At 54.5% G+C, this 15,249-nt stretch carries 10 protein-coding genes and 1 pseudogene; 2 read left to right on the top strand and 9 right to left on the bottom strand.

What is annotated here, in order from left to right:
- Positions 1 to 3: 3 nt before the first annotated feature.
- The 3 genes from JMJ16_RS00150 to JMJ16_RS00140 all read right to left on the bottom strand — a co-directional run bounded on the left by JMJ16_RS00150 (position 4) and on the right by JMJ16_RS00140 (position 5,410).
- Complete coding sequence (locus JMJ16_RS00150) at positions 4 to 555, bottom strand: helix-turn-helix domain-containing protein (protein ID WP_201377383.1); 552 nt, start codon at positions 553 to 555, stop codon at positions 4 to 6.
- A gap of 325 nt (positions 556 to 880) precedes the next feature.
- A complete protein-coding gene (locus JMJ16_RS00145) occupies positions 881 to 4,561 on the bottom strand; it encodes a PAS domain S-box protein (RefSeq protein ID WP_201377380.1) in 3,681 nt (1,226 codons plus the stop codon).
- A 468-nt stretch (positions 4,562 to 5,029) separates the two neighbouring features.
- Positions 5,030 to 5,410 carry a hypothetical protein gene (locus tag JMJ16_RS00140; RefSeq protein WP_201377377.1) on the bottom strand — a complete coding sequence of 127 codons (381 nt, stop codon included), beginning with the start codon at positions 5,408 to 5,410 and terminating at the stop codon, positions 5,030 to 5,032.
- Positions 5,411 to 5,608: 198 nt separating this feature from the next.
- Between JMJ16_RS00140 and JMJ16_RS00135 the strand changes: the two are divergent.
- Positions 5,609 to 6,109 (top strand): annotated as a pseudogene (locus JMJ16_RS00135) (transposase); the annotation flags it as partial.
- A 109-nt stretch (positions 6,110 to 6,218) separates the two neighbouring features.
- Here JMJ16_RS00135 and JMJ16_RS00130 read toward each other — a convergent pair.
- A complete protein-coding gene (locus JMJ16_RS00130; protein ID WP_201377374.1) occupies positions 6,219 to 6,614 on the bottom strand; it encodes a hypothetical protein in 396 nt (131 codons plus the stop codon).
- Positions 6,615 to 6,838: 224 nt separating this feature from the next.
- Between JMJ16_RS00130 and JMJ16_RS00125 the strand changes: the two genes are divergently transcribed.
- The gene (locus JMJ16_RS00125; protein ID WP_201377372.1) at positions 6,839 to 7,162 is read left to right on the top strand and encodes a hypothetical protein; all 324 of its coding nucleotides are present in this window, start codon (positions 6,839 to 6,841) and stop codon (positions 7,160 to 7,162) included.
- A gap of 332 nt (positions 7,163 to 7,494) precedes the next feature.
- On the opposite strand, the gene JMJ16_RS00120 is transcribed toward JMJ16_RS00125, so the two are convergent.
- From JMJ16_RS00120 to JMJ16_RS00100, 5 genes are all read right to left on the bottom strand, one after another.
- Entirely contained in the window at positions 7,495 to 7,710 is a 216-nt protein-coding gene (locus tag JMJ16_RS00120; protein WP_255553148.1) for a helix-turn-helix domain-containing protein, read from the bottom strand.
- Positions 7,711 to 8,614: 904 nt separating this feature from the next.
- Positions 8,615 to 10,036 (bottom strand): reverse transcriptase/maturase family protein, encoded by a 1,422-nt coding sequence (locus JMJ16_RS00115; protein WP_201377366.1) that lies wholly within the window; start codon positions 10,034 to 10,036, stop codon positions 8,615 to 8,617.
- 279 nt (positions 10,037 to 10,315) lie between these two features.
- On the bottom strand, positions 10,316 to 12,313 hold the full coding sequence (locus tag JMJ16_RS00110; protein ID WP_201377363.1) for a hypothetical protein: 1,998 nt from the start codon (positions 12,311 to 12,313) through the stop codon (positions 10,316 to 10,318).
- A complete protein-coding gene (locus tag JMJ16_RS00105; protein WP_201377359.1) occupies positions 12,310 to 12,957 on the bottom strand; it encodes a response regulator transcription factor in 648 nt (215 codons plus the stop codon). The genes JMJ16_RS00110 and JMJ16_RS00105 overlap by 4 nt, the downstream gene beginning before the upstream one ends.
- A gap of 3 nt (positions 12,958 to 12,960) precedes the next feature.
- Entirely contained in the window at positions 12,961 to 15,162 is a 2,202-nt protein-coding gene (locus tag JMJ16_RS00100; protein ID WP_201377356.1) for a GAF domain-containing sensor histidine kinase, read from the bottom strand.
- Between the last annotated feature and the right edge of the window lie 87 nt (positions 15,163 to 15,249).

Here is a 15,249-nt window from a genome sequence, read left to right as displayed (position 1 = left end):
CGATCAGTCTTTTTTTTCCAGTGTTTGCTCGTCATAGGTCGTCACCGTGCCGCCTTTGCGTTTGCGCAGCGCGTAGCCGGTGCGGCACCAAGTGCGTGTTCGCTGATAGCTGTAGCCTGACCCATGCAGCACCTGACGAATGGTTTCGTTGGCGATGTGAGGCAGATCCGAGGCTTGTAGTGCCTTGCGTAGTAAGGAGAGTGACCAGGTAGCAGTCTGATCGATCTGGCGATCTGGGGTCCTCTGTACTTCTTGCAGAATACGCGCCTGCTGCGCGCTCGTGTAGGTCGGCTTGCGCCCACGGCCATCAGCAATCGAAAGCGCTGCCAGACCGTGCTCATTGAAGCGCTCGACCAACTCGCGCACACTGCGTGCCTCTCTAAAGCCTGCCACCAATGCTGCCTGCGGAAAAGACTGCGAGGCCGCTACTGCCAGCAGCGCTTTGGCTCGCCGTGCCACGTCTATCCGTTCACTGCTGGCCTTGACGATGCGCTGCAACTCTTGCTCTTCTTGTTTGCTGAAAGCACGCAGGGGATGTTTTTGGAAGTGAGCCATTGACGTGTTCCTTCCTTCTCCTCCTATTCTATCACCTCCGCTTCCCTCCTGGTGCTCAATTGCGAGTTGACCCACTAGTGCACATACATAGTGTAAATTAATGGCAGCGTCCGTGACATTGATCCGGCTTTTGAGCCCATCAGCCGACGAGGTATGCGTTCTGTTTGGTGACACAGATGAGGCAACTGGAGTGTGCACAGACAGAAAAACGGACGAGCGAGAGTGTCCGCAGAAATCGAGTTGGTGATAGCCGTGGGCATCCGTGCCCAAACCCCTTCTGTCGCCATCACCGACCCAGATGACGTGCATGGCGTGCTTTCCACGCTCAGGCCTCCCTCCTCATGGGAAGGGTGACCGTAAAGGTCGATCCTTTTCCCACCTCGCTCTCCACCGTGATGGTTCCCCCATGGTGCTTGACGATCTCCGCAACAATGTAGAGTCCCATGCCCAAGCCGGGAATCGCTCTCTGCCGGGGACCTGCGGCCCGATAGAAGCGCTCAAAAATCTTGTCGCGCTGCTCTCGTGGGATGCCCAGACCATGATCCTGCACACGGATCGTGACCGCCTCAGCGGAGGCGGAGAGATCCATCTCGACGGTCTCTGCGCCGGGAGAATACTTGATGGCATTGCTGAGTAGATTGGTGAAGACCTGTCCCAGCCGGTCTCGATCCGCCATCAGGTTGGTCTGCACCACGCCACGCATCAGGATGGTATGGCTAGGGTTGGTTTGCTGCATGGTGTCGACGATCTCCCGCAGCAATGCATCAAGATCCACCGTCTCCTGGACATACTCCAGTCTGCCTGCCTGGATCTTGGAGACATCCAGCAACTCTTCCACCAGCCGGGTGAGTTTGTTGATTTGGGTCTCCATGCTCGAAAGAGCCGAAGCTTGGAGGCCTTGCTTGGCCAGTTGCCGGTACAGCAAGGTGGTGTGCAGTTTCAAGGCGGTAAGTGGGTTCCTCAGTTCATGGCTGGCCATGCTGATAAAGTCATCCTTGCGTTGTTCCAGTTCCTTGCGCGCTGAGTTATCCAGCACAAAGGTGATCGCTTGGGACGAGTGATGCTCTAAGAGGACCGCGCCCACGAGCACGGGAAGGCGACTGCCATCTTTACACACATACTCTTTCTCATAGGGCGTTATCGACTGCTGGGCGTCAAGTTCCTGCCGGGCCTCTAAGCTCCGAGCCAGATAGTCTGGAGGAGTCATGTGCAACCAGTTCATGCGCCCGGCACGCAGATCTTCTCGTGTATAGCCGGTCATGCGCAGAAAGGTGTCATTGGCGTCCACAATCTGCTCCCTTTCGCCGACAAAGATCCCGATAATGTTGGAGTTCATCAGGACGTTCGCTTGTTCCTGACTCTGGCGTAAAGCTTCCTCGACGCGCTTCTGGTCATCAATATCAGTGCCAGTGCCGAACCACTTGATGATCTGACCCGCTTCATCGCGCACTGGGAGCGCACGGGTTAAATACCAGCGGTACTCTCCAGTCCGTCCATCCTTAAGACGATATTCGTTCTCGTAGATTTCCCCTATTCTGAGTAATTGGTGCCGGAGCGCCAGTGTGCGCTCAATGTCCTCTGGATGCACGAACTGACGCCATAGATCGTCTCCTTCGAGGGTAAGATTGGCCTGCGTTACGTCGCGATAACGCTGATTCGTGTAGTCTAGACGGCCGTCGGGCCACATGGTCCACACCAGTTGCGGCACCATTTCGGCGAGCGTGCGAAAGTTCTGCTCACTGGTTTTGAGCTGCTGCTCAGCCTGTTTCTGCTCCTCTATGTCAGTGCAGGTGCCAAACCATTTGAGGATCTGACCGGTTGTATCCCGCACCGGCAGCGCGCGGGCTAAAAACCAGCGATACGCTCCAGTTCGCCCATCTCTGATACGACATTCGTTCTCAAAGAGTTCACCGGTGGCAAGGGATTGCTGCCGAAGCGCAAGCGTGTGCTCGGCATCTTCGGGATGCAGGAATTGACGCCATCCATAGTCCCGTATCTGCTCGAAATCGGCCTGCGTCAGGTCACAGTAGCGCTGATTACAGTAGTCAACACGGCCATCGGGCTGCGTTGTCCACACCAGTTGCGGCAGTGTTTCAGCCAGCACGCGCCAGTTCTCCTCACTGGCTTTGATTCTCTGTTCAGCCTGTTTCTGCTCGTCAATGTCGGTACAGGTGCCAAACCATTTGATGATCTGGCCTGCGTCATCACGCACAGGCATGGCGCGGGCTAAGAACCAGCGATACGCACCCGTCTGGCCATTTCTGAGACGCTGTTCGTGCTCATACATTTCTCCCGTGTCCAGGGCATGCTGCAAGTGCGCTCGGTGGCTTTCACTATCATCAGGATGGAAGAACTGGAGATACGCCCATGGGTCGCTTTGTATCTGCTCAAGCATCAACCCGGTGTAGTCACGGTAGCGCTGGTTCACATACTCAAGCAGGCCGTCGGGTCGTCTCACCCACACCAGTTGCGGCACCGTTTCGGTCAGCACACGCAAGCTTTCCCGGCTTTCTTTGAGCTGCTGCTCCGCCCGTTTCCGGTCATCGATGTCGGTGCAGGTGCCAAACCATTTTAGGGGTGTGCCCTGAGCATCCTTGTGCAGCATGGCTCGGACAAGGAACCAGCGGTACTCTCCGGTCGGGCCATGGCACATGCGCAGCTCCGCTTCATATGGCATGCCAGTTTGGACGGAACGCTGCCACCCCTCCAGGACGCGCTGCTGGTCATCGGGGTAGATGGCCTGGAGCCAGCCGTACCCTTGAGTTTGTTCGGCGGTCATGTTGGTATAGTCACACCAGCGTTGGTTCGAGTATTCAGCAGAGCCATCGGGGTGCTTGATCCAGACGTGGTGGGGGATGGCATCGACCAAGACACGGATTTCGTCTTCGGCCTGCTTTTTGTCGTGAATGTCGGTGCAGGTGCCAAACCACTTGATGATCTGGCCTGTTTTATCACGCATCGGCATAGCGCGGGCTAAAAACCAGTGATAGGCTCCGCTCGTGCCCTGGCGCAGGCGCTGTTCTGTCTCAAAGAGGGTGCCTGTTTTCCTGGATGTCTGCCATGCGTCCTGGATACGTTGCTGATCATCGGGATGCAGGCACTGGATCCACCCATCACCCTGTGCTTGTTCGGTGCTCAAGCCGGTATAGTCGAACCAGCGTTGATTATAATAGTCGATATAGCCGTCCGCTCGCATGGTCCAGACCTGCTGGGGGATGGCATCGATGAGGGTATGGAATTCCGCTTCGGCGCGCTTGCGCGCGGTGATGTCGATGCCAGCCATGACGAGATACTCGACGTGGTGATCCGCATCCCTGTGGGGGGTGATCGCGACCTCCAGGTGAAGCTCCATGCCTTCTCTGGGGTGAATGGGGGTCTCGAACCGCACCGTTTCGCCCCTGCTGGCGCGTTTGATGGCTGCGCGTAATTGTGCTTGACTGGGAGGAGAAAAGGACCACCAGGGGCCTTCAACCAGGGGTTTGCCAACCACCTCTTCACGTCGGATCTGCGCATCGTCTAACGGAACCTTATTGAGGTCCAAGACGATCCCCTCGGGCGTTAGAAAGACGATCCCAGCATGCACGTTCTCCAGGACCTCCATGTAGAGGGACTCGCGCTGGTGAACGATCTCCTGGCGCCCAGCTGGTGCTCCCATCTCATGGAACTGCAAGGTGAGTCCCCCACTAGTCGAAGAAAGATGCACGTGCAGCCAGCGCTGGGTGACGGAAGACACATACTGCACCTCGGTCAGAGCTCGAGTCTGTTTCGTCTTCTGGATGGCCTGGTAAAGCGCCGTGCTCACCAACTGTGGCGCGCAGCGCCAGAAGCTGTTTCCAACCAGTGTCTCTGGTGTGGCGCCTAGCAAGGCCTGTGCGCTTGCATTGGCGTAGATAATTATTGAGGCATCATCGAGCACAAACAAGGCCCCAGGAAGGGTCTCGAGAATCGTGAGGAGCGTCTCATGAGACTCTGGTGTGAGACGCGTGATGTGCCTTGTCTTTAACATACTGCGGTCAATCTCCCTTTCACGTGTTCCCATCTGTGGTCGCTAAGCTGTGTACCTGTTCAAATCTCAAGACGTCGAGAAGAACGCGTTCTCTCTCTCCACCCTTCCCTCTCCGTAAGCGTTCTCTTGCTATTCATAAGTATCGGCTTATTCAATGAGACGTATAGACCTCAAGGGGACGTAGAAAAATATGCTCAACATCTCTCTGTGGGCCATACCATTTTTTCCACCAAGCGGCACGCTGATCGCCCAAAGACATCATGCGTCGCAGCCGCACCACCCGGCAGAGAACCTTGGGAAATGTGCCTTATCCTCTTGCTCTGTGGGAATTCTCGATGAATTTACAGCATGCGTATGCAACAGGCCGCTTCCAGCGCGGATTCACTTTCAAAGAGCCCGTTGATTCCAAACATTCGCGCCGAATTCCTACGTTTCGGCTCAAAAACCGTCGAACATTCACGCTATTTACTAACCTGGACCGGACGTGTGCGTCTCGGTGACACGACCACCCCATCTGGAGAAGGACAGGAGAAACATGGAAACAATCAGGAATCCGAGGAAACCAAGAATGGCAAACAAGAGGCTGAGGATGAGCATGACTCGCTTCACTGTACCGAGAAGCCCGGCGAGAAAGGATAACAGCGGAATGAGGATCGCAAGCAAAAGTAGGGTGCCACCGATGATGGTACTACCGAGCATACTCCCAAATGAATCAGTAGAATAGGATGTAGGCTGGTGGAGAAAGGTGATTGCGACAAAGCGAACTGGCAAGAAGAAGCCAATGATCAGGAGCACTGACCCCAGCAGGCCAATCCAATTCACAAGACGGAAGGAAAACCAGTGTCGCATAGGGAACTCCTTTACAGACATTTCTCATTTCGTCGTACATACAATACGCGAAAGACAACACACAATCGCACACGGAGAATAGCAGGCACGCGGATGAAAAAAGCTCAAAGTCGAGCTCTGAGAGACAAGAGGAAAAGATTGGCTGACTATTTTCCTGTCATGCTCGTGCGCTCACTATTTGCAAAAAAACTTGCCGCATCCGCAGCCATCCTGGATAGCCGAACGCTGCAATCGACTCCGGAAAGTGGAGGGTATGCAGGCTACGATGGTGCCAAACGCCGCAAAGGCAGTAAAGTGCATGTCGCAGTCGATACGCTGGGCCATCTGCTCGCCTTGTTGGTCACGCCAGCCAATGAGCAAGATCGGGCTCAAGTCAGCGAACTGGCTCAAACCATCCAGGAAGTGACTGGCAGCCATATCGAAATTGCTTTCGTGGATCAAGGCTATACCGGTGATGCTCCAGCCCAAGCGGCACAAGACCAAGGTATTCGTCTGGAAGTCGTCAAACTTCCCGAAACCAAGCGTGGCTTTGTGTTGTTGCCTCGCCGATGGGTCGTGGAACGCTCGTTTGCGTGGACAACGCGTTTTCGACGACTGGTTCGCGATTATGAACGACTTCCTGGCACGCTTGCAGGTTTACACCTGGTCGTGTTTGCTTGCCTGATGCTTCATCAATGGATGGCCTTGTCCAGTCCTTGAGCATTTTTCGAAATCGAGTCACTAACAGCCTCTAGAAAGAGGACTAGCGGGATTTTCAGTCCAACCAGCCCTCCTTCTTTTTGCAAAAATTTTTGGAGCACCCAACGCTTCATGCCTCGTTTAACATTTGCCATAACTCCTTGTCGGCCAATCGAATGTCTTTGTCACTCAATTTGACGGTGCCACATCCTCCTGCATCTGCCTTTGCTATTAAGACGATTGCTCCATCCCTAGAGAATGTCAGATCATAGGTCGGTCCCGCCATCAAGGTACATACCTGCCCGGCAGGTACAGCAGGCAAAGCACGGATATGGTCATACACTTTTTGAACGCTATCAAGCGAGCTTACGTTTTTCTCAGTAGACGTGTTTGTGTCTACTGAATGAATAACCATATGAAGCTTACTGGGCTCTGGCACCTGAGTGGCTCCAGCAAGCGTTCCACAACTCACTACGAGTAAGCCGATTACTATGAGTAGCAATGGGGGAAGTGGTTGTTTTCTCATTGCTCTCCCTCCCTTCTTGTACGTAATGAAATAGGCTGATAGGCCTAGGACAGGAATGATCAGTGTGGGAAATGAAACAAACGATACCTCTACCTACACACTATGCCATCCTTCAAAACCAGACGATCAAGGGAACGATGTGTCGGGACTCTATGGTGTTCCCATGCTATGTTACTGGGGTTATCAGGTTGTGATTCAAAAAGTTGTGGCGCACCCATCGGCTCATGAAGCCTATCTGGTTATATCGTAAAGTGAGTGCCCTTGATATTGCTGATGATGGCCTGGATAGTGAAACGGATCCTCTCGATACCCATATTTTTGCCTTGTATAGGCCGATCCTGAGCGATCTGGCGCAAAGCGGGGATGTGATCAAAAAGTTTGATCACTACTGGCTGCCGGCTCAGTTGCATACGAAAGCGTTTCCCGATAATCGATGGCGGCTCAAGGGCGGAGCACCGCTCTATCGATTGAGCGAGCAGGTACGCCAGGAGATTGTGTTTGTAAGAACGGAGCGCTGGCTCAAGCACGAGCCAGGTACCGTAGGATGAGAAGAAGGATAAAGCCATATTCAGTAATGGGCAAATATAGTTCTCTTTCTACCCAGGGAAGCCTGAACACGGGTGAGGAGAGGAGATGAGAAGGCGATAGTGTAGGATTTGGTGACGCGCATTGATACGGATGCACATTCTTTCTGTTGAAGGTGCATATTCGAGTCATTGGTTGGGCTAGAGAAGAGTAGCTTGAACGAAAGAGTCATCCAGGTTGTTATTATTTTGATGTTGTTCTAAGCGCTCAGGATTCATTTAGTGTTTCATGGAGTGAAACAGTAAGAGTGGTCTCGCTCCATGAAACGCAATTTCACGATTTGTTTTTCCTGACTCTAGTTAAAGACATACCCGACTCTGGTGACTGTGATCAGGTAGCGTGGTTGTGAAGGGGCCTCCTCGATCTTGGTGCGTAGTTGGCTGATATAGACGCGCAGATAGTCAATCTCATGGTAGTAGGTAGGTCCCCACACGCTCTGCAAAATGGTGACATTTGAGATGATTTTCTCTGATTGCATCATGAGTTCGCATAAGATCGCGTTCTGCTCCAATTAATGTAGGAAAACGTATGCAAGCATAGTTCTCATCCATCTTTTGTTGTTGCTGCTTCATCCGTAGGTGCCTCAAGACCACCAAGGCCTTTTTGGTCTTACCCCGCGTCCACAGCCAAGTTTCCGTCGGTGGGTAGGTGGCTGGCGAGGTATCAATTGCTTGGTCCTTTTCCATCCACCCCCGACAAATGAAGTAGGGCACCAGCGAGGTACCTCATGGCCCTTTTCTGTTGCCCCCTTCCCAAACGGTACGGGCGCATTTCTACGCATACCGCTTTCCAGAGAAATCATTTCATAGCAGAGAGGATAAGGAGGGACTTATGCATTTCGCGGCCAGCCAACTCCCTACATTTTTGAAATGGTCCTCCTGCCGCCCTTTGCCCTGCGACCGGATCTCCCGATCTCCCTGGTGAGACGTTACCCTCACGACTCATATGGCGGCTCTGTCACCTTGCCGTTCGCACGGTTTAGGGGATCCCGTGGTACGTCGTTGCGATACGTGCTAGCTCGCCTTAGGGCCTCCACTTATCCCTTGATGGACCTCGTTGGTCCCCGTTCATGCCCAGGAAAGTCTCCCAGCCTCCGGTTCATGCCAAAAGAGGGCGTGACATCGGTTTCAAGCGTTCTACCGATGGGTGTGCACATTCACCCCGTTGGGATTGGAGTTCGGGCAGTCTAGCTCTACCCATAGCGAGCGGGTCGTACGAAAACCCTACTCTACAACGCTTTCGAGTATGCTTCGCTTCCCCAGTCTGCTTTGTCCCCTTCAGTTTTCACCTCCAGGTAGACTGGTAACCCAGGAATCTCTTTCCTCATTCCTCCTGCCTCCGGCAGGGATATCACAACGCGCCTCACGGCGCACACCGTGCTTGCGACTTTCACCGCACACGGCTTTCCCGTTCGTTCAGTCCGATCCCTTCTGTCGCATGGGCTGCCCTGTATGAATAGCTTGATGACAGAAGTGACACACCACCAGGGTCTTTCTTCGGCGTGCTGCCATAACTTTGACCCATCGTGGTCGCGTTTTCCCTTCTTTGTTGAGGTCTGCGAGTTTGCGGATGTGGTGAACTTCTACGTTTTCCCGTGACCCGCATAGCTCACATGTATCTGCAAGGAGCCGTTTAACGAGTTCATTGCGTTCTGACCTGATATAGATGGGTATTTGATCGACGAGGACTGCTGTTTTTTGTCGTTTGAGCGGAATACCCCCAAATCTTGCAACAAGCGGTTTCTTTCCTTCTCGCTGGATCTGGATCTCCAGGCAGCGGTAGATCGTCCCGTCTTCTGCTTGGAAACTCACTTCGTACTTCTGCAACATCTTCATGATTGTTGTTTGGTGCTTATTTGCGAGTGTCTTGAGCAGAGAACCTTTTGCTAGCCAGTGAAGTTTCCAAAACCAGGAGACATTCTGGGCTAGCATATAGTATTGGACAATCCCTCGATATTCCTGCTGATAGTGTTCGATGATGGTAAAATCATCGTTTTCAAGTAGCAGTTTTCGGTGGATGGGTTTACCGTTTTGTTGATAAGGAGTACATTTGCTTTCAACGACATCTGGTGGCACGAGGAGAGCAATCCGCCCATTAATGCGTCGTCGCTTTTGGGTGTGTTTGGTATCATTTTGTTGGTTCACAATGTGGTAGTTGAGGAACCGTGCCGCTTCGGTGCTAGCGTGGGTAATAAGCGTTTTCTCCTGTGACATTTCCAGCTTGAGCGTGTCTCGCAAAAATTGCCCCAGACGTTGCTTAATTTCCTCTGCTTCCTGTCGAGTTCCAACAAAACCAAAGAGCGTGTCATCCGCGTATCGTACATAGTGAAGCCGCCGGTATCCTTCGTCGTGTGGATCGAACGAGGGGAGTTTTTGGAATTGTTTGCGCAATTCTTTGGCTTCCTTCATCTTTCCTTTTCGCCTTAGCCAGTCAGCTTTACTTCTTAAACTGTCATACATCGGATTGGCTGCTCGTTTCCCTCCTCGTGTGTACTCAGGAATGAGTACTTGTTCCACATACTGATCTAACTTATCGAGGTAAATATTGCTGAGGATTGGTGAAATTACTCCGCCTTGAGGACATCCGCTCAGGGTTTTATTGAACTTCCATTCCTCTAGATATCCACTTTCGAGTAGGTGCCGGATTAACCGGAGAAATCGTTCATCGTGGATCTTTTCCCTGAGAATAGAAAGTAAGACCTCGTGATTCATCGTGTCGAAAAATTTGGCGATGTCGCCCTCCACAAACCAGCGCGAGCCAGTCCATTTGGTCTGAATCTCTTGCAGGGCGGTGTGACATCCGTGTCCGGGGCGAAACCCATGAGAATGTTGACTCATCTGCGGCTCATAGTACCCACGGGATGCGCAACGAGATGTCAGTAGTAAACCGATTGACTCCACAGGCCGTTTGGCTGATATCGCCAGTCTGCTTGCAGTTTCTTGGACGCCCACGAGTTGTGCAACGAGTTAACCTCAAGTGAAGGAGTGTAGATAAGACTGGCATTAACCCGCATCAGAACAACAGTCGAGAAGCGTGGGTAATCGAACAATGTCAATCCAGGAAAAGCGGCCAGGCTAGACAGCAATGAGGCAAGACACACCATCCGTAGTGGTTGGTTAGGCAGTGGCAAGGAGATCAAAACCAAAAGAGGAAGCAAAGATGGCTGGCAGTCCGTGAAGTGTGACAACCAGTCGGGGAGCATCCAGTGGACGGGCATTGCGCGCCAAGCGCTCTATCCAGGAGAGACGCCAATGCGCGCGCTCAGCGCGGGTCAACAGTTTCTCAGCGGGACAAGGGCTTGATGAGGACGAGAGCTGAGAGGAACTTTCTACGCAGATGGTTTGGCTGCGGATCGCTTTGAGCCAGGTCCGCCGGATGCTGCAGCGTGGCCAGTCGCGCCAGAGCACCGGAGCAGCAGGAAGCGGTGCTCTGGCTGGGTCAGCAGGAAGCGAGGACTCTGAGCGAGAAGAGGAGAGCGGCCACATCACAGCACTCACCCGCCGAGGCTTGATCGTCGTACTGCTTTCTTGACACTGCGCCCGTAAGGGGCAGAAACGGCAATGGCCGATGCGCGCAGCGTACAACACCCGCAGGGAGCCATTGCGCTCGGGGCGCCGTTCTTGTGGATACAGCAGATGATTAGCAGGACACCGTAGCGTCCCATCGGGTTGGGGAGTAAAAGCGGAGCTGGGAAAACCACCAGTAAATGAAGGATGAGCCCATTGGGGAGGGCCGTAGATGATTGAAGGTGTGGGCTCTTCTGGTGGTCCCGGCTCTTCTTGCAAGGCAGCTTCCACCTCAAGGGCGGGAGCAAATTCGGTGATGCGCAGTGAGGTTGCAGAGAGCTGTTGCCCCAGTTCCAGTCGGATATTCCACACCCACTGTGCGAGGATCTGGGCAAACTCCTGACCACACGGAGTATGCGAGTACCATCGGTCGGATTCCTGCTCGTCATCTTCATCAGCAAGCACTGTCTCAAACGACCCGCGATGCAGGTAGAGGTCAAGCACATCCGAAGCGGCAAATGCCGGGGAGGGAAGGGTGCTGACAAACAATTCGTAGACCGTGCCGTCCCGCTCGACGCCGACTGCTGGAGGAGAGGAGGTGGCATCATGTGTCGCGATGACCACACGCACTTGGGGTCCGGCTGATGTTAAGGGAATGGACGCACAATCATAGAGCACTCGTGTCATCCCACTTTCAGGATGCGTGCTTACATGGCTGGGAGCACGCGCAAGCACCTGTTTGACCGCCTCCACATCCAAAAGGTGATACGCACGGCTTCTGGCAATCACTCCAAGACCCGCACCCAAAACATCAAGGAGGGGAGCTGCATCACCATAGAGACCATCGAGACGCAGCAACACCGAAGTGAGGGGAAGCGCAAGTTGGGTGGCATAGGTAGTAATCACCTGGACAGCTCGTCGCAGTTCGCCACGGTAATCCCCATTGCCTGCTGCGCCAAACGTGCCGAGAAACTGGTGCGTATGTGCTTGGAGTACCACCGTGCGCGTCCGCACCACTTCTCCTCGCTTGCGCCCCTGATAGCCCGGCGCGCAGACCTGATCGTAACGACGATGAGGAGCGGGTAGCGACTCTATCTGCGGCAGCGCACGTTGGCGAGCAGTAGCCCTAGTTCCATCTACATCCACCACCCACCATTGTTGTCCTGTTCGATCCACCGTTCCACCTGGAGAGGCAAACGGCTTGCGGGCAACTAGATCTTCTTGAAAGAGCTTGCGGAGTGCTTCTACGGTAGGCTGATCGAGAGCGGCAAGAAAGCGGGACAGGGTTGAGCGATGGGGCAACCGATCTCGCCCGAAGAGAGCCATGAACGGCGAAGCCCACGGAGCCAGTCGTTCGTAAAAGGCTAGGAGTGTGGGTTCGCCTGAGAGAACATAACTGATCAGTACGACGACAAAATCAATGAGGTCGTACTGGCCGAAGCGTGCACGGGCGAAGCGCACCTGTTCCTGGATCGCTTTCAGAATGCCTACGTGACCCAATACCTGCGCAAAGGCGGTTACTTCCCCGAACCATGAGGGCGTTGAAGGAACAGACTCTGGTGAGATCTGAATCGTCGCCTGTGAACTGCTACCTGTGTGAGCGTTCATCCGAGTCCAGCCTCTCGTGCGCGGATGATCGCCTGGGCGCGATCAGCCACCTGGAGTTTGTTGAAGACGTTGGAGAGGTGGTTACGCACGGTTTTGGGGCTCAGGACCAGGCGCTGCGCAATCTCGGCATTGGTGTGTCCCTGAGCGAGCAAGGTCAGGATTTCGTGCTCACGCTCAGTCAGTTCAGGAAACGCCTGGGCTGGTGTGGTCAAAGCTTTCGTGGGTGTAAAGTAGCGGATCAGACGTCTGGCAATGGCCGGACTGAAGATAGCTTCGCCGTGACTGACCGCTTGAATGGCACGCAGGGTTTCATCTTGATCGGCCCCTTTGAGCAGATACCCACGCGCACCAGCACGCATCGCGGCAAAGACCGAGTCGTCATCTTCGTACATGGTCACAACGAGAATGCTGATGTGCGGGCTGGTATGCAGGATACGGCGTGTGGCCTCGATGCCGTTGGTTCCGGGCATGTTAATATCCATCAAGATCACATCTGGTTGCAGCGTAGTGGCTTTGGCGATGGTTTCCTCTCCAGTGGCGGCCTCGCCCAGCACTTCGGTCTCAGCTCTTGATTGTAGCAGGGTGCGCAGTCCATCGCGAAAGAGTGGATGGTCGTCTGCAATCAGGACACGAATCGATTCCATCGATTACTCCTCTCGTTGAGTCGCCTTCGGGAGCGGGAGTTGAACGTGTAGACGTGTTCCCCCGGAAGGTCTCGCCTCAATCTCGCAGATGCCAGCAAGTTCCGCCGCCCGTTCGCGGATGGAGGTCAGACCGACTCCCGCTCGCTGCCTTGCCGGGATGCCCCGACCATCATCACAGATCTCTATGTCCAGGCCCTGGTCGAGAGCAAAACGAATGGTACAGGTGTGGGCCTGGGCATGACGGAACACGTTGGTCATCGCTTCCTGCACGATGCGATAGGTCGCGACTTCGACGGCGGCAGGAAGCGGCGGGAGCGGCTCCGGCACATCGAGCGTTATGCGCAATCCATCCTGAAGATACTGCTCGGCCTGCTCACGCAGCGCCTGGAGCAACCCGAGCTCATCTAAAGAAGGGGGGCGGAGCGCATAGACGAGGCGGCGAATGTCAGTCAGGGATGCCTGCGTCTGTTTCTTGAGATCGATGAGCAGGGCATCGGCGGCAGCGGGGTCGCGTGTAAGCAAATTGCGTGCTGCATCGAGTTTGAGCGTCATGCTAGCCAGGGCCGGTCCCAGGCCATCATGCAGATCGCGGCGCAGGCGGCGGCGCTCTTCCTCACGGGCAGTCACCAGGCGTTCGCGGGACTGTTGTAAATCGGCGGTGAGCCGTACCGCGTGTGCGGCGATTCCCACCTGGCGGGCAAGGTCAGCGAGCAGGCGCTGATCCGCTGGAGTCAAGGATTCTCCACGAGTGCGTGGGGCGAGCACCAATTCACCGACAGGCTCGCTTTGATACAATAACGGCAGATGGAGGAAGGTGTCTGGGCGATGGAGCACGGCATCCCCTCTCCCCTTTGGGGAAACATAGGAGGCGGCAATAGGAAACTCCTCGTCTTGCTTCAAGGCGATAGCCGCGTAGGGAAGCTTGAGCGCCTGGGCGATGGTCTCTACAATGACGGCAAGGACTGCATCAGGAGCGAGCGTGACTTCCAGACGCTGTCCCAGTTGGGAGATGACGCTGTAAGGTTCATCGCGTTGCCCAAAGAGCAGCCGGTTCACAGCGCGCTGGAGCAGTTCTCTCAGCGGTTGGAAGAGTACTGCAACCAGGCCGGTGGCTAGCAAAGAAATCAGGAGGTTACTGCTGGTGTGAAAGATCGCACCGAGGTAGCCAACGACCAAAACGTAGAAGCCGACTACACAAGCGGTGAGGATACCATAGACCAGCGTGCGCTTGATAATGAGGTCGATATCCCAGAGGCGATAGCGCAAAATAGCCAGACTCAGGGACACAACGGTGGAAAGGGTCAGGATGAACGTGGCAATCAGCGTCCAGAGAGTGAAGTAGGGAGAGTCAGGCTGACGCAAGAGTGGGAAGAGGAGTGCAGGAAGTAAGAGCCCGAATGCAAGAAGCCCAGTCAGCAACAAGCCAAAGATGACCCATTTGGTTTGCTGACGTTCCACCGAAGTGGAAACCCGTCGATAACGGTAGATCTGGGCTCCTACCAAGCAGAGCAAACAGCTGATCCAAAAGAAATTACTGAGGATAAGCACGAGAGCGGGAGGAGAGAAAGGGAGGATGAAGATCACTCCAATGATGAGCTGGGCGAGCACGAGCCAGCGGAGGAAACCGGGAACAAACCGCCCGGAGGGAAAGAGAGAGAAGAGCAACGGAAGGGCGATTGCCCCCAGATAATTTGAGATGCCAGCTACCGGCACAGCCAGGGTCGAACCAAGCCAGGGGCGCAGGACTGAGGTGTCTGCGGTGGAGTCGCTCGTCGCTAAGAACACCAGCAGGACGGCAGCCAGGAGCGCCATCCAGGAGTCGGATCTACGGAAGAGGAGGAGAGCTGCGAGCGCCACGCACAGAAAGGTGGCGATGACGACGAAGGTGACGACCAGGACGGCATAGGTGTGCAAGGAGAGACCGAAGACGGACAGGGAGTGTGTGGCACTCGCAGAAAGCTGACCAAAACTACAGGAGGCAGGGGTACAGGTGGTGTGCAAATGGGCAAAGTACGTGGGAAGTGTGACGACAAACAAGGCAAGCGCCAGCGTATCCACCACGATGCATGTCATACGTGTGAGCAGGAGCAAGCCCGAATGCTGGCGCGGATCGTCTTGTGATGCAGATCCGACCGTTTCAGATGTTGCTGCCGGAGGAACGCTCATGCCCCCACCCTCCAGAGATTTTTTTGTTCGACGCGTCAAAGGAATTGCCCCTTTTCATATTACCACATGCACGCTGGCTTCTCATGACGAGAAGCACCAATGGTCGCGTATCCGAGAGAGAAATGG

The sequence above is a fragment of the Ktedonobacter sp. SOSP1-52 genome (assembly GCF_016587395.1).
This window is presented reverse-complemented; position numbering and strand designations above follow the sequence as displayed.

Excerpts from the sequence above, each read along its gene's own strand:
- JMJ16_RS00150 (WP_201377383.1), bottom strand. The coding sequence starts at position 555 with ATGGCTCACTTCCAAAAACATCCCCTGCGTGCTTTCAGCAAACAAGAA.
- JMJ16_RS00145 (WP_201377380.1), bottom strand. The coding sequence starts at position 4,561 with ATGTTAAAGACAAGGCACATCACGCGTCTCACACCAGAGTCTCATGAG.
- JMJ16_RS00140 (WP_201377377.1), bottom strand. The coding sequence starts at position 5,410 with ATGCGACACTGGTTTTCCTTCCGTCTTGTGAATTGGATTGGCCTGCTG.
- JMJ16_RS00130 (WP_201377374.1), bottom strand. The coding sequence starts at position 6,614 with ATGAGAAAACAACCACTTCCCCCATTGCTACTCATAGTAATCGGCTTA.
- JMJ16_RS00125 (WP_201377372.1), top strand. The coding sequence starts at position 6,839 with ATGAAGCCTATCTGGTTATATCGTAAAGTGAGTGCCCTTGATATTGCT.
- JMJ16_RS00115 (WP_201377366.1), bottom strand. The coding sequence starts at position 10,036 with ATGAGTCAACATTCTCATGGGTTTCGCCCCGGACACGGATGTCACACC.
- JMJ16_RS00110 (WP_201377363.1), bottom strand. The coding sequence starts at position 12,313 with ATGAACGCTCACACAGGTAGCAGTTCACAGGCGACGATTCAGATCTCA.
- JMJ16_RS00105 (WP_201377359.1), bottom strand. The coding sequence starts at position 12,957 with ATGGAATCGATTCGTGTCCTGATTGCAGACGACCATCCACTCTTTCGC.